Below are 18,728 nucleotides of genomic sequence, written 5' to 3' on the forward strand. Positions count from 1 at the left end.
ATCCCGATCCAGCCTCCGGCGCCACCCACCCGCGACCGACCCCCGCGAGCCTCGCAGCCCCGGCGGCCGCCCCGTCCGGGCGACGAGAAGAACAGTACGCCGCACGCCCCCCACACACCAAATCCGCGGCGAGGGGCGCCCGGATCGCCTACTGCTGCAACGGGAGTGCCACCGCGGCGAGCGACTTGCGACCCCGCCGCAGCACCGCGTAGCGCCCGTGCAGCAGCGGGGTGCCGCGCACCACGTCGCCCAGCGTCGCCTCGGTGTCGGTCACCTTGCTGTTGTTGACGTACGCACCGCCCTCGCCGATGGTGCGCCGGGCACCGCTGCGGCTCGGCGCCAGCCCCGTGTCGGCGAACAGCTGGGCGACCGGCACGTCCAGGGACCCCGGCGTGGCCGTCGGCAGCTCCTCCAGCGCGCCGCGCAGGGTCCGCTCGTCGATGGCCGCCAGGTCGGAGCCGCCGAAGAGAGCCGCCGACGCGTCCTCGACCGCGCGGGCGGCGTCCTCGCCGTGCACGAGCGCCGTGACCTCGCGGGCCAGGGCCCGCTGGGCCGCCCGGGCGCGGGGCTGCTCGCGCGCCTGCACGCCCAGCTCCTCGATCTCGTCGCGGTCGCGGAAGGAGAAGGCCTTCAGGTAGCCCTCGACCTGGGAGTCCTCGGCGTTGAGCCAGAACTGGTAGAAGGCGTACGGGCTCGTCAGCTCCGCGTCCAGCCACACCGCGCCGGACTCGCTCTTGCCGAACTTCGTGCCGTCGGCCTTGGTCAGCAGCGGGGTGGCCAGCGCGTGCACGACCTCCCCCTCCACCCGGCGCACCAGCTCGCAGCCGGCCGTGATGTTGCCCCACTGGTCCGAGCCGCCCAGCTGCAGGGAGCAGCCGTGCCGGCGGTGCAGCTGGAGGTAGTCGTTGCTCTGCAGCAGCACGTAGCTGAACTCGGTGAAGCTGATGCCCGTGGTGGCCAGCCGCTTGGCCACCGCCTCGCGGTCCAGCATGCGGTTGACGCTGAAGTGCTTGCCGACGTCGCGCAGGAACTCGATGGCCGACATCGGGGCGGTCCACTCGAGGTTGTCCACCATGGTCGCCGCGGCCGGGCCCTCGAAGTCCAGGAAGGGTGCGATCTGCGCCTGCAGCCGCCCCACCCACCCGGCGACGGTGGCCGGGTCGTTCATGGTGCGCTCCGCCGAGGGGCGCGGGTCCCCGACCAGGCCGGTCGCCCCGCCCACCAGCACCAGCGGCCGGTGCCCGGCCTGCTGCAGGCGGCGGGCCGTGAGCACCTGCACCAGGTGCCCCACGTGCAGGCTGGCCGCCGTCGGGTCGAAGCCCACGTAGTACGTGAGCGGTCCCGCCTGCAGGGCGTGGCGCAGCGCGGCCTCGTCGGTGGACTGCGCCACCAGGCCCCGCCACCGCAATTCGTCCCAGACGTCGCTCACGGCTTCTCGCTCCTCGTCACCGGCGCCGGGCGCCCACCGCCCGGCCGGCCCCCAGCCTGCCCGATCAGGCGCGCCGGGGTCGACGCGGTACCGCCGCGCGGTACTCGGAGACCGTCGGGTCCCCCGCGACCCAGGTGCGCCAGGGCGTCGGCGCTCCGGCGCCGGCCACCCCCACGCGCGGCCCCCAGGAGACCGCGGCGTCCGGCACCGGCTCCCCCGACAGCACCTCCAGCGGCCCGCCCGCGCACACGTCCGCGCCGCCCTGGGCGCCGGTGACGGCGAGCGCCGTCGTCAGCCGCGCCGGGCCGCGGGCGAGGTCGGCGTCGCGGCGCGCGGCGGGGCGCCGCGAGCGCGCCAGCTCCAGCCCCTCGACGACCTCGCCGGCGCGCAGCAGCACGGCCGAGGCGGCACCCTCCGTGCCGGTGACGAGGTTCACGCACCAGTGCACCCCGTAGGAGAAGTACACGTAGGCGTGCCCGGCCGGCCCGTACATCACCGCGGTGCGGGGGGTCGGCCCGCGGAAGGCGTGCGAGCCGGGGTCGGCCTCGCCGGCGTACGCCTCCACCTCGGTCAGGCGCACGGCGACGAGGCCCTCCCCGGTGCGGTGGCGCACCACCCGGCCCAGCAGGTCGCGCGCGACCACGAGCACGTCGCGCGCGAAGAACGAGCGCTCCAGGGGCGCGCTCAGGACGCCCCTCCGGGCCGGGCCCAGGCCAGGTGCGCGGCCAGGGCGTCCTGCGCGGCCTCCAGCTGCTCGGCCACCCGCACCGGCGCGGTGCCGCCGACGCCGTCGCGCGAGGCCAGCGAGCCCTCCAGGGTGAGGACGTCGCGCACCCGCGGCGTCAGGTGCGGGGAGATCGCGGCGAGCTCCTCGACGGTGAGGTCCCACAGCTCCACGCTGCGCCCCTCGGCGGCGCTGCGCTCCTCGCAGCGGCGCACGCAGGCGCCGGAGACGCGGTGGGCGTCGCGGAAGGGGACGCCCTGGCGCACCAGCCACTCAGCGACGTCGGTGGCCAGCGCGAAGCCCTGCGGCGCCAGCGCGGCCATCCGGTCGGTGTGGAAGCGCAGCGTGGCGACCATGCCCGCGACGGCCGGCAGCAGGACCTCGAGGGTGTCGACGGCGTCGAAGACCGGCTCCTTGTCCTCCTGCAGGTCGCGGTTGTAGGCCAGCGGCAACCCCTTCAGGGTGGTCAGCAGGCCGGTGAGGTCGCCGACGAGGCGCCCGGCCTTGCCGCGGGCGAGCTCGGCGACGTCGGGGTTCTTCTTCTGCGGCATGATGCTCGACCCGGTGGACCAGGCGTCGTCGAGGGTGACGAAGGAGAACTCCTTGGTCGCCCACAGGACGACGTCCTCGGAGACGCGGGAGAGGTCCACGCCGATCATGGCGGCCACGAAGGCGAACTCGGCGGCCACGTCGCGCGCGGCGGTGCCGTCGATGGAGTTCTCCACGCTGCGGGTGAAGCCCAGCTCGTGCGCCACCGCCAGCGGGTCCAGGCCGAGCGAGGAGCCGGCGAGGGCGCCCGAGCCGTACGGGGAGACGGCCGCGCGGGCGTCCCAGTCGCGCAGCCGCTCCACGTCGCGCAGCAGCGGCCAGGCGTGGGCCATGAGGTGGTGGGCCAGCAGGACGGGCTGGGCGTGCTGCAGGTGCGTGCGTCCGGGCATCGCCGCTCCCGGGTGGGCGGCGGCCTGGGTCAGCAGCGCCTCGACGACGTCGAGGACGCCACCGGCCACCAGGCGCGCGTGCTCGCGCAGGAACATCCGCAGCAGCGTGGCGATCTGGTCGTTGCGCGAGCGCCCGGCGCGCAGCCGGCCGCCGACGTCCTCGCCGGCGTGCCGCAGCAGCGCCTGCTCGAGCACGACGTGCACGTCCTCGTCGTCCTCGGCGGGCACCAGGGCGCCGGAGACGACGTCGGCCTCCACGGCGTCCAGGCCGGCGAGCAGCCGGGCCAGGACGTCGTCGTCGACCAGCCCGGCGCGGTGCAGGACGCGGGCGTGGGCGCGCGAGCCGGCGAGGTCGTAGCGCGCCAGGCGGAAGTCGAAGTGGGTCGACTTCGACAGGGCGGCCATCGCCGCGGCGGGGCCGCTGGCGAAGCGGGCCCCCCACAGGCCCTTCTCCGCCTGCTGGTGCAGCGCCTGCTCGCTCACGGGTTCTCTCCTTCGTCCGGGGTGGTGGGGGCGTCGGGGGCGGCCGGGGGGTCCTCGCGGCGGGCCAGCGCCAGCAGGCGCGCGGCGACCGCTCCGCCGCCGAGGGGGTCGCGGCAGATGACCAGGACGGTGTCGTCGCCGGCGATGGTGCCCAGCACGGCGGGCACGACCGAGTGGTCCAGGGCGCTGGCCAGCAGCTGCGCCGCCCCCGGCGGGGTGCGCAGCACCACCAGGTTGGCCGAGGGCTCCGCAGAGACGAGCAGCTCCTCGCACCAGCGCGCCAGGCGCGCGTCGAGCAGCTCCTGGCCCACGCCGCTGCGGGGGGTACGGTCCCCGCCCTCGGCCGGCAGCGCGTACACCAGCCCGCGGTCGCCGTCGCGCACCTTCACCGCCCCGAGCTCGACGAGGTCGCGCGAGAGGGTGGCCTGGGTGACGGCCACGCCCTCCTCGGCCAGGTGGGCGGCCAGCTCCGTCTGGCTGCGCACCGGCGAGCGCGCCAGCACCGCGGCGATCCGGTCGTGCCGGAACGCCTTGGTGCCCGTGCCCGTCGCGGCGTTCACGTCGAGCGGGCGAGCAGCCAGACGAGCAGCGCCTTCTGGGCGTGCAGGCGGTTCTCCGCCTCGTCCCACACGACCGAGCGCGGCCCGTCGAGGACCTCCGCGCTGATCTCCTTGCCGCGGTAGGCGGGCAGGCAGTGCAGGACGACCGCGTCCGGCGCCGCGAGCGCCAGCGTCGCCGAGGTGATCGCGTAGGGCGTGAAGCGCTGCAGGCGGTCGGCGACGTCCAGGCCCTCCTGGCCCATGCTGATCCACGTGTCGGTGACCAGGACGTCGGCGCCGGCGGCGGCCTCGGCCGGGTCCCGGGTGAGCGTGACGGAACCGCCGGTGCCGGCGGCCACCGCGCGGGCGCGCTCCAGCACGGCGGGGTCGGGCTGGTCCTCGGCGGGGGTGGCGATGCGCACGTGCAGGCCCGCCGTGGCGCCGCCGAGGGCGTAGGAGTGGGCCATGTTGTTGGCGCCGTCGCCGAGGTAGGCCATCGTCAGCCCGGCCAGGGCGCCCTTGTGCTCGGCGATCGTCTGCAGGTCCGCGAGGACCTGGCAGGGGTGGAAGTCGTCGCTGAGGGAGTTGACCACCGGCACGCGCGAGTGCGCCGCCATCTCCTCCAGGCGCGACTGCTCGAAGGTGCGCCACACGATCGCGGCGACCTGCCGCTCCAGCACGCGGGCGGTGTCGGCCACCGGCTCCCCGCGGCCCAGCTGCGAGCCGGCGGCGTCGATGACCAGCGGCGCGCCGCCGAGCTCGGCCACGCCCACGCTGAAGGAGACCCGGGTGCGGGTGGAGGGCTTGTCGAAGATCAGCGCCACCGTGCGCGGGCCCTCCAGGGGCCGCTCGGCGAAGCGGTCGGCCTTCAGCCGCGCCGCGAGCGCGAGCACCTCGGCCTGCTCGGCGGGGCTGAGGTCGTCGTCGGCGAGGAAGTGGCGGGTGGTCACGCGTCCTCCGGGGTGTCCTGGGCGGCGTCGAGCACGGACGGCAGGGCGTCGACGAAGGTGTCCGCCTGCGCGGCGGTCAGCACCAGGGGCGGGGCCAGGCGGATCGTGTCCGGGCGCACCGCGTTGACGATGAAGCCGTGCGCGAGCGCCGCGCGCGCCGCGGCCGCGGCCACCGGGCGGGTCAGGGCGATGCCCAGCAGCAGGCCCTCGCCGCGCACCCCGGCCACCAGCGGGTGGCCCAGCGCCTGCACGCCGGTGCGCAGCCGCGCGCCCACGGCGCGCACGTTCGCCAGCAGGGCGTCGCGCTCGAGCACGTGCAGGGTCGCCAGGCCGGCCGCGGCGGCCACGGGGTTGCCGCCGAACGTGGTGCCGTGCTGGCCGGCGCCGAGCAGCGCGGCGTTGCGCGGGCCGAACGCCACGGCCGCGCCGACGGGGATCCCGCCGCCCAGGCCCTTGGCGACGGTGACGACGTCGGGCACGAGGCCGCCGTGGCGGGCCTGCTGGTGGGCGAACCACTCCCCCGTGCGCCCCACGCCGGTCTGCACCTCGTCGAGCACGAGCAGCGCGCCGTGGTCGGCGGTGATGCGCCGGGCCGCGGCGAGGTAGCCGTCCGGGGCGGGGGTCACCCCGCCCTCGCCCTGCACCGGCTCGAGGAACACCGCGGCGGTCGCCCCGTCCACGGCGCGGCCCAGGGCGCCGACGTCGCCGTAGGGGACGAACTCCACCCCGCCGGGCAGCGGCTCGAAGGGCGCGCGGTAGGCCTGCTTGCTCGTCAGCGCCAGCGCGCCCATCGTGCGGCCGTGGAAGGCGTCGACGGCGGCGACCACCTTGGGCCGGCCGGTGCGCCGCGCCATCTTGAACGCGGCCTCGTTGGCCTCGGCGCCGGAGTTGCAGAAGAACACCCGCGAGCCCTCCGGGGCGCGCGCCACGTGCAGCAGCCGCTCGGCCAGGGCGACCTGCGGGGCGGTGGCGAAGAAGTTCGACACGTGCCCCAGGGTCGTCAGCTGCGAGGTGACGGCCGAGACGAGCAGCGGGTGGGCGTGCCCGAGGGCGTTGGTGGCGATGCCGGCCAGCAGGTCCAGGTAGCGCACGCCGTCGGCGTCCCACACGTAGCAGCCCTCGCCGCGCACCAGCACCCGCTGCGGGGTGCCGTAGGTGCCCATGACGGAGGAGGCGTAGCGCTGCAGCCACGCCTGCGCACCGCCCTCGGTCACCGGCAGGGCGCCGGACCTCTCCTCCAGCTCCACCGCTGCCTCCACCGCTGCACCTCCCACCGGGTCCGCGGCACCGGCGCCGCGGCTCACGGCACGACCATCGTGCCGTTGCCGGAGGTCGTGAAGACCTCCAGCAGCACCGAGTGCGCCAGCCGGCCGTCGATGACCGTGGCGCGGGGCACGCCGCCGCGCACCGCGCGCAGGCACGCCTCCATCTTGGGCACCATGCCCGACTCCAGCGAGGGCAGCAGCTCGGCCAGCTGCCCGGCGGAGATCTCGCTGACCAGCGAGTCGCGGTTCGGCCAGTCGGCGTACAGGCCGGCGACGTCGGTCATGACGACGAACTTCTGCGCGCCCAGCGCCACCGCGATCGCCGAGGCGGCGGTGTCGGCGTTGACGTTGAGCACCGAGCCGGGCACCGGCTCGCCGGCCGCGTCGACCTGGGGGGCGATGGTGGAGATGACCGGGATGCGCCCGGCCTCGAGCAGGTCGACGACCGCGGCGGGGTCCACGCCGACGACGTCGCCGACGAGGCCGACGTCGACGGGCTCGCCCTCGACCACGGCGTGCCGGCGCACCGCGCGCAGCAGGCCGCCGTCCTCGCCGGACAGGCCCACCGCCAGCGGGCCGTGGGCGTTGAGCAGCCCGACGAGCTCGCGGCCGACCTGGCCGGTGAGCACCATGCGCACGACCTCCATCGCCTCCGGCGTCGTCACGCGCAGGCCGCCGCGGAACTCGCTGGCGATGCCCAGGCGCTGCAGCATCGCCGAGATCTGCGGGCCGCCGCCGTGCACGACGACGGGCCGCAGGCCCGCGGTGCGCAGGAAGACGACGTCCTCGGCGAAGGCGCGCTTGAGCTCGTCGTCCACCATGGCGTTGCCGCCGTACTTGAGCACCACGAGGGCGCCGTGCCACTTCTGCAGCCACGGCAGGGCCTCGACGAGCACGCCCGCCTTGTCCTCCGCGCTCAGGGTCGTCAGGTCGCTCACGTCGAGTACGCGCTGTTCTCGTGGACGTAGGCGTGGGTCAGGTCGTTGGTCCACACGGTGGCCGCGTGCGGGCCGGCGTGCAGGTCGACGCGCACGCGCACCTCGCGCGGGGCGAGGTCCACCCCGGCCGGGTCGGCGCCGGGGGCACCGGCCACGCACACGGGCACGCCGTTGATGGACACGTCCAGCTCCTGCGGGTCGAAGCGCGCCGAGGTGGTGCCCACCGCGGCCAGCACGCGGCCCCAGTTCGGGTCGCGGCCGAAGACCGCGGCCTTGAAGAGGTTGCTGCGCGCGACGGCGCGGCCCACCTCCACGGCCTCCGCCTCGTCGGCGGCGCCGACGACCTCCACGGCGATGTCGTGCTCGGCGCCCTCGGCGTCCGCCACGAGCATGCGGGCCAGCTCCGCGCACACGCGCTGCACGGCGGCGTCGAGGTCGGCCGACTCCGGGCGCGCGCCCGAGGCGCCGGAGGCCATGAGCACCACCGTGTCGTTGGTGGAGGTGCAGCCGTCGGAGTCGACGCGGTCGAAGGTGGTGCGCGTCGCCGCGCGCAGCGCGCGGTCGAGGTCGGCCGGCTCGGCGACGGCGTCGGTGGTCAGCACCACGAGCATCGTGGCCAGCCCGGGCGCGAGCATGCCCGCGCCCTTGGCCATGCCGCCGACGGTGAACCCCGCGCCGGCGGCGACGGCCTGCTTGGAGACGGTGTCCGTGGTCATGATGGCCGTGGCCGCGTCCGAGCCGCCGCCGACGGCCAGCGCGGCGTGGGCCGCGCGCACGCCCTCCAGCAGCTTCTCGCGGCTGAAGGCCACGCCGATCAGGCCGGTGGAGCACACGACGACGTCGGCGGCGCCGGCGCCGGTCAGCTCGCCGACGAGCTCGGCGGTGGCGTGGGTGGTGCGGAAGCCCTCCGGGCCGGTGAAGCAGTTCGCGCCGCCGGAGTTGAGCACGACGGCGCGCACGTGCCCGTCGGCGCTGGCGCGCTCGCTCCACAGCACCGGGTGCGCCTTGCAGCGGTTGGAGGTGTAGACGGCGGCGGCCGCGTCCAGGGGGCCGTCGTTGACGACGAGGGCGACGTCGGGCCGTCCGCTGGCCTTCAGGCCCGCAGTGGCGCCGGCGGCGCGGAAGCCGGCCGGGGCGGTGACGCTCACGGCGCCACCCCCGCCGCGCTCAGCCCGGTGCCCTCGTCCAGGCCCAGGGCGGCGTTGACGCTCTGCACGGCCCCTCCCGCGGTCCCCTTGGTGAGGTTGTCGATCGCGGCGACGACGACGACGCGCCCGGCGTGCTCGTCGACGGCCACCTGCAGCGCGGCGGCGTTGCCGCCCAGCACCATCGCGGTGCTCGGCCAGCGCCCCTCGGGCAGCACGTGCACGAACCGCTCGCCCGCGTACGCGTCGAGCCACGCCGCGCGCACCTCGCGCGGGTCGGCGCCGGGCGCCAGCCGCGCGGTGCACGTGGCCAGGATGCCGCGCGGCATCGGCGCCAGCGTGGGGGTGAAGGAGACCGAGACCGGCGAGCCGGCGGCCAGCGCCAGGTTCTGCTCGATCTCGGGGGTGTGCCGGTGCCCGCCGCCGACGCCGTAGGGGCTCATCGAGCCCATGACCTCCGCCGAGAGCAGGTGCGGCTTGAGGCTCTTGCCCGCCCCGGAGGTGCCGGAGGCGGCCACGACCACGACGTCCTCGCCCGCGAGCAGGCCCGCGGCGAAGCCGGGCGCCAGGGCCAGGCTGACCGCCGTGGGGTAGCAGCCGGGCACCGCGACCCGGCGCGCGCCGGCCAGGCGCTCGCGCTGCCTGCCCCCGCCGGCCAGGGGCAGCTCGGGCAGCCCGTACGGCCAGCTGCCGGCGTGCCCGGAGCCGTAGAAGCGCTCCCACCGCGCGGGGTCGGTCAGCCGGTGGTCGGCGCCGCAGTCGACGACGAGGACGTCCTCGCCCAGCTCCGCGGCCACGGCGGCCGAGCGCCCGTGCGGCAGGGCCAGGACGACGACGTCGTGCCCGGCGAGGACCTCGGCCGTGGTGGGTTCCAGGACCCGCTCGGCCAGCGGCAGCAGGTGCGGCTGCAGCTCGCCCAGCGCGGTGCCCGCGTTGGAGGCGCCCGTCAGGGCGCCGATCTCCACGGCGGGGTGCTGCAGCAGCAGCCGCAGCAGCTCCCCGCCGGCGTACCCGCTGGCCCCCGCCACGGCGACCCGCAGCCGCCTCCCCGCTTCCATGCGCATGACCATACACGGTGCTGCGTACCCATGCACGACGGGCCGTGGCCGGCGGGTACCCGGCTCAGCGGGCACCTGCGCCGGCGGGCACCTGCGCCGGCGGGCGCCTAGGCCAGCGGGTCGTCCGGGCCGTGCGGCAGCACGTCGAGCACCCGCGCCCGCGGCGCCAGGCCCGCGCGCGCCGCCGCGGCCAGCGAGGCCGGCGTGTCGGTGCCCGCGCGCACCAGCCGGCCGGCCCACGCGTCCAGCTCGCCGCGGGCCACGGCCAGCACGAGCGCCAGGACGTCGGCCGGCTCGGTCCACTCGGTGCGCTCGGCGTGCGTGGCCATGCCCTCCGTCATGGCGGTGCGCACCACGCCCGGGGCCACCTCGAAGGCCAGCAACCCGTGCTCGCGGCCGGCGGCCGTCAGCGCCCCGCCCAGGCGGAACAGGGCCGCCTTGCTCGCGCCGTAGGCGGCGTGCACCGGGGAGTCCTTGTGCGCGGCGCCGGAGCTGAGGTCCACCACGCGCCCGCCGCCGCGCGCGACCATGCCCGGCACCACGGCGCGCACCAGGTGGAACGGGCCCAGGACGTTCGCCTCGATCACGCGGCGCACCTCCTCCAGGTCCGCCTCCCACGGCGGCACCTCGTCCGCCTCGATGCGCCCGGCGCAGTTGACCAGCAGGTCGGTGCCGCCCAGCTCGCTCTCCAGCGCGCGCACCGCCGCCGCCACGGCGCCGGCGTCGGTGACGTCGACCGGGGTGGCCACCGCGCGCCCGCCAGCGGCGGTGACCTCCTCGACCAGCTCGTCCAGCGCCACCGCGTCGCGGGCCAGGGCGCCGACCGCCCAGCCGGCGCGCGCCAGGCCGGCGGCCAGCTCGCGGCCGATGCCCCGGCTGGCGCCGGTGACCAGCGCGACGCCCGCGGGCGCGCCCCCGGACCGGTCCGTGCGCTCAGCCACGCTGGACCGCCCCGGTGCGGCGGGCGGCCTCGGCGACCGCGGCCTCGCGCGCGGCGCTGGCCTCCTCGGCCGTCAGGGTGCGGTCCGCGGCGCGGAAGCGCAGCGCGTAGGCCAGCGAGCGGCGCCCCTCGCCGACCTGGGGGCCGGTGTAGACGTCGAAGAGGCGCACGTCCTCCAGCAGCTCGCCGGCGCCCTCGCGCAGCGCCGCCTCCACGGCGGCGGCCGCCACCGACCCGTCCACGACCAGCGCGACGTCCTGGGTGGCCGCCGGGTAGCCCGACAGCTCCCCGACCTGCACGGGGGCGCCGACCTGCGCGAGCAGGACGTCGAGGTCCAGCTCGAAGGCGGCCGTGCGCGCCGGCAGCTCCAGGGCCGCCAGCGCCGCCGGGTGCAGCTCACCGGCGTGCCCGACGAGGTGCCCGGCCGGGGTGCTCACGCGGGCGCAGCGCCCCGGGTGCCACGGGGCGTGCTCGGCGGCCTCGACGACCACCTCCACGCCCAGCGCGGCCGCCACCGTGCGCGCCGCGTCGACCGCGTCGGCCCACAGGACCGGCTCGGCCTCGCGGCTGAACCCGTCGGCCGCGGCGCCCGGCCCGCGCCGGGTGCCCGCCAGCACGCCGGCCACGTGCAGCGGCTGCGGGGGCACCGCCGCGCGCAGCGCCGCCAGCTCCTCCTCGCCCGGGCGTGCCGCCACCCCCGGCAGCGGGGCCGGGCCCGCCCCGGCCGCGGGCCGCGTCACCGAGCCGAACTCCACCAGGGCCAGGTCGCGCAGGCCGCGCGAGACGTTGCGGCGCACGACCTCCACCAGCGAGTCCAGCAGGCTCGTGCGCATCAGCGGCTGCTGCTCCGAGAGCGGGTTGGCCAGCCGCAGGGCGCGGCGGCGCGGGTCGTCGGCGGGCAGGCGCTGCGCGTCGTGCACCGAGGCGGCCACGAAGGGGTGGGAGAGCACCTCCACGAAGCCGTCGTCGGCCAGGGCCCGCGCCGCCGAGCGGCGCGCGCGCTGGGCGGCGGTCAGGCCGCGCCCGGCCGGCGCGGCGGGCAGCACCGAGGGGATCGCGTCGTAGCCGCGCAGCCGCGCGACCTCCTCCACGAGGTCCACGGCCTGGCGCAGGTCCGGGCGCCAGGAGGGCGGGACGACCTCGAGGCGGCCACCCCCGGTGCGCACCGCGCAGCCGATCTCGGTGAGGGCGGCGACCACCTCCGCCTCGCCGACGTCCGTGCCCGTCAGGCGGGCGGGGAAGCCGGCGTCCAGCGCGATGGTCGGCGAGGGGGCCGGTCCGTCGCCGAGGACGACGTCGGTGGCGGTGGGGTCGGCGGTGCCGCCGCCGTGCTCGACGAGCAGGCGCACCGCCAGCTCGGCCACCTGCGCGGTCATCGCCGGGTCGACGCCGCGCTCCCAGCGCTTGGCGCCCTCGGTGGGCAGCTTGTGGCGGCGCGCGGTGCGCGCGACCGTCACGGGCGTGAAGTGCGCCGCCTCGACGAGGACGTCGGTGGTGCTCGCGGACACCTCGGTGCTCTGCCCGCCCATGACCCCGGCCAGCGAGAGCACCCGCGAGGTGCCCGGCTCGCCGGGGACCTCGTCGGTGATGAGCAGGTCCTCGGGGTCCAGCGCGCGCTCGACGCCGTCGAGGGTGGTCAGCCGCTCGCCGGCGCGGGCGCGGCGCACGACGATCTCGCCCTGCAGCGCGCCGAGGTCGTAGGCGTGCAGCGGCTGCCCGGTGGCGAGCATGAGGTAGTTCGTCACGTCCACGGCCAGCGAGATCGAGCGCATCCCGGCCTGGCGCACGCGGTCGGCGATGAAGCGCGGGGTCGGCGCGGCCGGGTCGATCCCGCGCACCGCGCGGGCCACGAAGCGGTCGCAGCCGGCGGTGCCGTGGATCGGCGCGTCGTCGGTCAGCCGCACCGGGTAGCCGGGGCCGGCGGGCTCGGGGACCTCGACCGCGACGGGGTCGCGGAAGACCCGCGCCACCGGCCGGCCGGTGCCGTGGGCGTACTCGCGCGCGACACCGCGCACGCTGAAGCAGTAGCCGCGGTCGGGGGTGACGTTGACCTCGACGGTCTCCCCGGCCAGGCCCAGCAGCTCCAGCGCGTCCTGGCCCGGGCTGACCTCGACGCCGGGCAGGAACCGCGACAGCACGATGATGCCGTCGCCGCCGGCGCCCAGGCCGAGCTCGCCGGCGGAGCAGATCATCCCGTCGGAGACGTGCCCGTACGTCTTGCGCGCGGCGATCGCGAAGCCGCCCGGCAGCACCGCGCCGGGCAGCGCGACGACGACGAGGTCGCCGGCGGTGAAGTTGTGCGCCCCGCAGACGATCCCGCGCCAGCCCTCGGGGCCGTCGTGCTCGGGGCCGACGTCGACGTGGCACCAGTTGACGGTCTTGCCGTTCTTCTGCGGCTCGGGCGCCAGGTCGAGCACCCGGCCGACCACGAGGGGGCCGGTGACGCCGGAGGTGTGCACGCCCTCCTCCTCCAGCCCCACGCGCACCAGCGAGGCGGCCACGTCCGCGCCGCGCGCGCCGGGCTCGAGGTCGACGTGCTCGGCCAGCCAGTCCAGGGGGACGCGCATCAGAGGACCTCCTCCCCCGCGCCGGTGCCCGGGTCGGTCCCGGCCCCCAGCACGTCCGCCACCGCCGACGCGGAGAGGTCCTCCACGCCGAACGCCCGGCTGAACCGCACGTCGCCCTCCACCATGTCGCGCATGTCCGTCACCCCGTTGCGGAACATCAGCGTCCGCTCGATCCCCATCCCGAAGGCGAAGCCCTGGTAGCGCTCCGGGTCGATCCCGCACGCGCGCAGCACGTTCGGGTTGACCATCCCGCAGCCGCCCCACTCGATCCAGCCGCGCTCGGCCTCGCGGCCCAGGGAGAAGCGCAGGTCCAGCTCGGCGCTGGGCTCGGTGAACGGGAAGTACGCCGGGCGCCAGCGCGTCTCGACGGCGTCGCCGAACATCGCGCGCGCGAAGTGGTCCAGGGTGCCCTTCAGGTGGGCCATCGTCAGGCCCTCGTCGACCGCGATGCCCTCCAGCTGATGGAAGACGGGGGTGTGGGTGGCGTCGAGCTCGTCGGTGCGGAACACCTTGCCGGGGCACACCACGTACAGCGGCACCCCGCGCGCCAGCAGCGAGCGCGCCTGCACCGGGGAGGTGTGGGTGCGCAGCACCAGGCCCGAGCCGGCCCCGCCGCGCTCGTCGGCGACGAAGAACGTGTCCTGCATCTGGCGGGCGGGGTGGTCGGCGTCGAAGTTCAGGGCGTCGAAGTTGAACCACTCCGCCTCCACCTCCGGGCCCTCGGCGACCTCCCAGCCCATGGCGGTGAAGACGTCCGCGACGCGCTCCATGAGCAGCGGCAGCGGGTGGCGCGCGCCGCGCGCGGCGCGGCGCGCGGGCAGGGTCACGTCGACGACCTCGGTGCGCAGGACGCGCTCCTCCTCCTGCGCGGCCAGCTGCGCGGTGCGCTCGGCGAGCGCCGCGCCCAGCCGCCCGCGGGCCGCGCCCACGCGCTTGCCGGCGGCGGCCTTCTCCGGGCCGGGCAGCGAGCCGATGGCCCGGTTCGCCAGCGCCAGCGGGCTGCGGTCCCCGGCGTGCGCCAGGCGCGCGGCCTTCAGCTGCTCCGGGTCGGACGCCGCGGCCACCGCCGCGAGCGCCTCGTCGAGGGCGGCCTGCACGGCCGCCTCCGCCAGCGGGCCGTCGGCCGCCGCGGCGGCGGGTTCAGCGGGCATCGGGTGCGACGTCTCCTCCGGTACGGCGGCCGGGACCCCGGCCGCGGGCATCGGGGCGATCCTCCCAGACCCCGCGCGCGCGGCGGCCCGGCGGGTGCGGGCGGGGGCAGCGGCGGTTCAGCGGCGGTTCAGTACGGCGCGGAGGCGGGCTCGCCCGCCGGCAGGCGCACCCGGAAGCGGGCGCCGCCGGCCGGCGAGGAGTCGACCTCCACGTCCCCGCCGTGGGCCTCCACCAGGCCGCGGGTGACGTACAGGCCCAGGCCCGTGCCGCCGCGGCTGCCGCCGTGCCAGAACTTCGAGAAGACGTAGGGGCGGTTCTCCAGGGGCACGCCCTCGCCGGCGTCGTCGACGGTGAGGACCACCTCCCCCGGCTCGCCCGGGTCCAGCGCCGGGTCGTGCGCGACGGTGAGCACGACGGTGCCCGCACCGTGGCGCACGGCGTTGTCGACGAGGTTGGTGACCACCTGCGCCATGCGGTCGGGGTCGGCCCACAGCTCCGGCAGGTCCTGCGCCAGGTGCAGCTCGAAGCGGTCGTCCTCGTAGCCGGCCACCCGCAGCCGCTCGACGTGCTCGCGCACCAGCGCCGGCAGGTCCACGGGCCGGCGGTGCACGTGCAGCCGGCCGCTGTCCACGCGCGAGACGTCCAGCAGGTCCCCCACCAGGCGGGTGACGCGGTCGGCGTCGGCCTGCACGGTGGAGAGCATCAGGCGCTTCTGCTCGTCGGTGAAGCGGTCCCAGCGCCGCAGCAGGCTCGCGGTGAACTGCTTCACCGACGTCAGCGGCGAGCGCAGCTCGTGGGCGACGGTGGCGATGAGGCTGGCCGCGTCGGACTCGGCGCGCCGGCGGTCGCCGGTGCCGCGCAGGGCCACCACGGCGCGCTGCACGGCGCCGTCGGCCGAGCGCACGAAGCGGGCGGTGACCAGCAGCTCGCGACCGCCCGGCAGCAGCAGCATGCGCTCGGCGTGCCCGTCGGCGGTGTCGAAGGCGGGGTCGGCCGCGTCCCACCAGCGCCGGCCCGAGGTGTCCTGCAGCGGCAGGGCCCGGCGCACGTCGGAGCCGAGCAGCTCGGTGCGGCTGCGGCCCAGCAGCGCGGCCGCGGCCGCGTTGACGGCGGTGATGCGGCGGTCGGCGCCCACCGTGACGACCCCGTCCGGCAGCTCCTCCAGCGGCACCAGCACGGCGCCGTCGACGCGCACCGAGGGGGTCGCCGGGGTCAGCGCGGACGGCGCCGCCGCGGGGACGGCCCCGGCGCTCCCCCTCGCCTCGGGCACGGGCCGAGGTTAGGGCATCCGGCGGCGCGGACCGCGCCCAGCGACACGCCGCGCGTGGCAGCCGCCCGCCAGGGCGGCGCGCGCGACCCCGCCGGCAGCCCGCTGGGGAGCCGGCTCGAGCCCGTCCGGCCCCCGCCGCGCGGTGCGCGCGGCGGGGCCGCTCAGCGCGCGCGGCGGCGCTGGGCGCGGGCGCTGGCGTACAGGCACACCACCGCGGCGGTGGCCAGGTTCAGGCTCTCCGCCCGCCCGTGCAGCGGCACGCGCACCACGGCGTCGGCAGCGGCGCGCCCGGCGTCGTCGAGGCCGGCGGCCTCGTTGCCGAAGAGCCAGGCCGTCGGCGCGGCGAGGTCCACCGGCGCCGCGGCACCGGTGGCGGCGGCGTCGGCCAGGTCGTCCAGGTCCAGCGCGCCGGCGCCGTCCGCGGCCAGCACGCGCGCACCGCTGCGCTGCAGGGCGCGCACCGCGTCGTGCAGCGGCACGCCGACCACCACGGGCAGGTGGAACAGGCTGCCGGCGGTGGAGCGCACGCACTTGGGGTTGAAGACGTCCACGCTGCCGGCGGTCAGCACCACCGCGTCGGCGCCGGCGGCGTCGGCCGCGCGCAGCACGGTGCCGGCGTTGCCGGGGTCGCGCACGCGGTCCAGCAGCGCCACCAGGCGCGGGCGGGCGGCCAGCACCTCGTCCAGGTCGGCGGTGGCCGTCGGGCACACGGCCACCAGCCCCTGGGGGGTGACGGTGTCGGTCATGGCGGCCAGCACCTCGTCGGTGACCGTCCAGGTGCGCACCCCCTGCGCCAGGGCGTCGGCCACGATCCCCGGGTGGCGCCCGGTCGCCTCCGCGGTGGCGTACAGCTCCAGCACGACCGCCGCCGAGCCGGCCGCGCGCGCCGCGACGTGGGCCGCGACGGCCTCGCGCACGGCCTGGGGACCCTCGGCGAGGAAGCGACCGTGCCGCGAACGCGCCGGACGCCCGGACAGCGACCGCACCGACCGCACCCGCGCCGCGCGCGGGTCGGTCAGCACGGCGGCTGCCGGGCGTCCGGGGTGGTGCGGGCGCTGCTCAGGCAGCGGAGCCCTCGGCGGCCGCGGCGACCGGGGCGGCCGGCAGCGCGGCCTTCGCGGTGCGCACCAGGGCGGCGAACGCCGGCGCGTCGGAGACGGCCAGCTCGGCGAGCATGCGACGGTCCACCTCGACGCCCGCGGCCTTCAGGCCCTGGACGAAGCGGTTGTACGTCATCCCCTCGGCGCGCGCGGCGGCGTTGATGCGCTGGATCCACAGGCGGCGGAAGTCGCCCTTGCGCGCCTTGCGGTCGCGGTAGGCGTAGACGAGGGAGTGGGTGACCTGCTCCTTCGCCTTGCGGTACAGCCGCGAGCGCTGGCCGCGGTAGCCGCTGGCCTGCTCGAGGACGACGCGGCGCTTCTTCTGGGCGTTGACTGCGCGCTTGACGCGGGCCACGGTGCTTCTCCTAGCTGGGGTTCGTGCGCGGGCGCGGGCCGGCCGTCAGGACGGGCGCGCGCACCCGGCGCGGGGTGCGGGGCTGGTGGGGGTGAGCGGGCTCAGCGGCCGAGGAGCTTCTTGATCTTCTTGGCGTCCGCGGGGGACACCACGGCGTCGATCGAGAGGCGGCGGGTGCGGGTGCTCGGCTTGACCTCGAGCAGGTGGCGCTTGTTGGCGCGCTCGCGCATGACCTTGCCGGAGCCGGTGACGCGGAACCGCTTCTTGGCGCCGGAGTGGGTCTTGTTCTTGGGCACGGGGTCTCTCCTGTGGTCGGTGCCGGGCGGTGCCCGGCGAGGGTCTGGCGGGCGCGCACGACCGGGGCCCGCGGCGGGCGGGCCCCGGTCGTGCGCACCGTGCGTCAGGACGCGGTGGCGGCCTCCTGGCCGGGCTGCGCGCCCGGGCCGGCGACCGGCTGGGCGTCGGCGGGCGCGGCGGGCTGCCCGGCGTCCTGCTGAGCGGCGGCGGCCTGCTCGGAGTCCTTGCGGCGGCGCTCCTCGGCCTTGGCCTCGGCCTTCTTCTTGTGCGGCCCGATGACCATCACCATGTTGCGGCCGTCCTGGCGCGGCGAGCTCTCGACGCTGCCGAGGTCGGAGACGTCCTCCGCGAGGCGCTGCAGCAGCCGGAAGCCCATCTCGGGGCGGGACTGCTCGCGACCGCGGAACATGATCATCACCTTGACCTTGTCCCCCGCCTTGAGGAACCGCTCGACGTGGCCCTTCTTCGTGCCGTAGTCGTGCGGGTCGATCTTCAGGCGGAAGCGGATCTCCTTGAGGATCGTGTTCGTCTGGTTCTTGCGCGCTTCGCGGGCCTTCATGTCGGACTCGTACTTGAACTTGCCGAAGTCCATGAGCTTGCAGACCGGCGGCCGCGCCGTCGGAGCGACCTCGACCAGGTCGAGGCCCGCCTCGTCCGCCAGCCGCAGCGCGTCCTCGACGCGCACGATGCCGACCTGTTCGCCGTTGGGGCCCACGAGCCGCACCTCGGGAACACGGATGCGGTCGTTGATGCGGGGCTCGCTGATGTGCTGCTCCTTCGTCGTCGTCACGGGGCCGCCGGACACGGGGAAGGCCCCCGCGCACGGACGCGCACGGAGGCCTGCCTGATCCGGCGGTCACCTCGTGCAACGCACGACGGCACCACCTTGCTCCCCCGCGCACGGGGGAGGGACCGGGACCCGCGGCACGTGCAGCGCCGGGGTGGGAGGAGGCCTCCGCTTCACGCTCCGGCCCCACGAACGCCCGTCCGCGGAGGCCGCGGACCGGTGACGTGAGCCGGTCGGTCACCTGCCAGGGTAGCAGCATGCAGCCCGACCCCACCCCCCCGACCGGCCCGGGCACCCCGGACCCCGCGACGGACCCCGCCGCGGACCGCGCGGTGGACCCCGCCGCGGCGATGGCGCGCGACATCGCCGACGTGCCCGCCGTCGAGGTCGTCACCACCGCGGCCGTGCACCTGATGAGCGCCGCGGCCGTCAAGTGCGGCCTGGCGGAGGGGCCCGACGCGGCCGAGCACCTCGACCTCGCCGAGGCCCGCATCCTCATCACCGCCCTCGCCGGGCTGGTGACGACCTCCGCGCCCGACATCGGCGGGCAGCACGCCCGCTCGCTGCGCGACGGGCTGCGCTCGCTGCAACTGGCCTTCCGGGAGGCCTCCCCGGTGCCGGACCCGCCGGGCCAGGGCCCGGGCGAGCGGCTGACCGGCAGCGTGGTCTGAACCCGGCAGCGGGGGGGGGGGGGGGGGGGGGGGGGGGGGGGGGGGGGGGGGGGGGGGGGGGGGGGGGGGGGGGGGGGGGGGCGGCGCCGGGGGGGGGCGCGGGGGGGGCGGGTGGGGGGG

18 protein-coding genes are annotated in these 18,728 nt (G+C 77.2%); 1 reads left to right on the forward strand and 17 read right to left on the reverse strand.

Annotated features, from left to right (window positions below):
• Positions 1 to 148: 148 nt before the first annotated feature.
• From tyrS to infC, 17 genes are all read right to left on the reverse strand, one after another.
• Positions 149 to 1,429: a tyrosine--tRNA ligase gene (gene tyrS / locus ACRYMN_RS19005; RefSeq protein ID WP_432498525.1), complete on the reverse strand. Its 1,281-nt coding sequence runs from the start codon at positions 1,427 to 1,429 to the stop codon at positions 149 to 151.
• A gap of 64 nt (positions 1,430 to 1,493) precedes the next feature.
• Complete coding sequence (locus ACRYMN_RS19010; RefSeq protein ID WP_432498531.1) at positions 1,494 to 2,078, reverse strand: DNA-3-methyladenine glycosylase; 585 nt, start codon at positions 2,076 to 2,078, stop codon at positions 1,494 to 1,496.
• A gap of 35 nt (positions 2,079 to 2,113) precedes the next feature.
• The gene (gene argH / locus ACRYMN_RS19015) at positions 2,114 to 3,574 is read right to left on the reverse strand and encodes an argininosuccinate lyase (protein WP_432498534.1); all 1,461 of its coding nucleotides are present in this window, start codon (positions 3,572 to 3,574) and stop codon (positions 2,114 to 2,116) included.
• Positions 3,571 to 4,155, reverse strand: coding sequence for an arginine repressor (locus tag ACRYMN_RS19020; RefSeq protein WP_432498565.1), 585 nt, complete (start codon positions 4,153 to 4,155; stop codon positions 3,571 to 3,573). The genes argH and ACRYMN_RS19020 overlap by 4 nt, the downstream gene beginning before the upstream one ends.
• On the reverse strand, positions 4,131 to 5,063 hold the full coding sequence (gene argF / locus ACRYMN_RS19025) for an ornithine carbamoyltransferase (RefSeq protein ID WP_432498536.1): 933 nt from the start codon (positions 5,061 to 5,063) through the stop codon (positions 4,131 to 4,133). The genes ACRYMN_RS19020 and argF overlap by 25 nt, the downstream gene beginning before the upstream one ends.
• A complete protein-coding gene (locus ACRYMN_RS19030) occupies positions 5,060 to 6,322 on the reverse strand; it encodes an acetylornithine transaminase (protein ID WP_432498538.1) in 1,263 nt (420 codons plus the stop codon). The genes argF and ACRYMN_RS19030 overlap by 4 nt, the downstream gene beginning before the upstream one ends.
• Before the next feature lie 41 nt (positions 6,323 to 6,363).
• The gene (gene argB, locus ACRYMN_RS19035; RefSeq protein WP_432498540.1) at positions 6,364 to 7,266 is read right to left on the reverse strand and encodes an acetylglutamate kinase; all 903 of its coding nucleotides are present in this window, start codon (positions 7,264 to 7,266) and stop codon (positions 6,364 to 6,366) included.
• On the reverse strand, positions 7,263 to 8,414 hold the full coding sequence (argJ, locus tag ACRYMN_RS19040) for a bifunctional glutamate N-acetyltransferase/amino-acid acetyltransferase ArgJ (protein ID WP_432498542.1): 1,152 nt from the start codon (positions 8,412 to 8,414) through the stop codon (positions 7,263 to 7,265). The genes argB and argJ overlap by 4 nt, the downstream gene beginning before the upstream one ends.
• A complete protein-coding gene (gene argC / locus ACRYMN_RS19045) occupies positions 8,411 to 9,469 on the reverse strand; it encodes an N-acetyl-gamma-glutamyl-phosphate reductase (RefSeq protein ID WP_432498544.1) in 1,059 nt (352 codons plus the stop codon). The genes argJ and argC overlap by 4 nt, the downstream gene beginning before the upstream one ends.
• A gap of 107 nt (positions 9,470 to 9,576) precedes the next feature.
• Positions 9,577 to 10,410: an SDR family NAD(P)-dependent oxidoreductase gene (locus tag ACRYMN_RS19050; RefSeq protein ID WP_432498547.1), complete on the reverse strand. Its 834-nt coding sequence runs from the start codon at positions 10,408 to 10,410 to the stop codon at positions 9,577 to 9,579.
• Entirely contained in the window at positions 10,403 to 12,976 is a 2,574-nt protein-coding gene (gene pheT, locus ACRYMN_RS19055; RefSeq protein ID WP_432498549.1) for a phenylalanine--tRNA ligase subunit beta, read from the reverse strand. The genes ACRYMN_RS19050 and pheT overlap by 8 nt, the downstream gene beginning before the upstream one ends.
• Positions 12,976 to 14,127 (reverse strand): phenylalanine--tRNA ligase subunit alpha, encoded by a 1,152-nt coding sequence (gene pheS, locus ACRYMN_RS19060; protein ID WP_432498568.1) that lies wholly within the window; start codon positions 14,125 to 14,127, stop codon positions 12,976 to 12,978. The genes pheT and pheS overlap by 1 nt, the downstream gene beginning before the upstream one ends.
• Positions 14,128 to 14,255: 128 nt before the next feature.
• The gene (locus tag ACRYMN_RS19065) at positions 14,256 to 15,398 is read right to left on the reverse strand and encodes a sensor histidine kinase (protein ID WP_432498552.1); all 1,143 of its coding nucleotides are present in this window, start codon (positions 15,396 to 15,398) and stop codon (positions 14,256 to 14,258) included.
• 161 nt (positions 15,399 to 15,559) lie between these two features.
• Entirely contained in the window at positions 15,560 to 16,384 is an 825-nt protein-coding gene (locus tag ACRYMN_RS19070) for a TrmH family RNA methyltransferase (protein ID WP_432498570.1), read from the reverse strand.
• Between the two features lie 73 nt (positions 16,385 to 16,457).
• The gene (rplT, locus tag ACRYMN_RS19075) at positions 16,458 to 16,853 is read right to left on the reverse strand and encodes a 50S ribosomal protein L20 (RefSeq protein WP_432498555.1); all 396 of its coding nucleotides are present in this window, start codon (positions 16,851 to 16,853) and stop codon (positions 16,458 to 16,460) included.
• A gap of 101 nt (positions 16,854 to 16,954) precedes the next feature.
• On the reverse strand, positions 16,955 to 17,149 hold the full coding sequence (gene rpmI / locus ACRYMN_RS19080) for a 50S ribosomal protein L35 (RefSeq protein WP_432498558.1): 195 nt from the start codon (positions 17,147 to 17,149) through the stop codon (positions 16,955 to 16,957).
• Between the two features lie 104 nt (positions 17,150 to 17,253).
• On the reverse strand, positions 17,254 to 17,940 hold the full coding sequence (gene infC / locus ACRYMN_RS19085; RefSeq protein WP_432498560.1) for a translation initiation factor IF-3: 687 nt from the start codon (positions 17,938 to 17,940) through the stop codon (positions 17,254 to 17,256).
• Between the two features lie 254 nt (positions 17,941 to 18,194).
• On the opposite strand from infC, the gene ACRYMN_RS19090 reads away from it, so the two are divergent.
• Positions 18,195 to 18,608, forward strand: coding sequence for a DUF1844 domain-containing protein (locus ACRYMN_RS19090; RefSeq protein WP_432498562.1), 414 nt, complete (start codon positions 18,195 to 18,197; stop codon positions 18,606 to 18,608).
• The last annotated feature ends 120 nt before the right edge of the window (positions 18,609 to 18,728 follow it).

The organism is Kineococcus gypseus, from assembly GCF_050871305.1.
GTDB lineage: Bacteria > Actinomycetota > Actinomycetes > Actinomycetales > Kineococcaceae > Kineococcus > Kineococcus gypseus.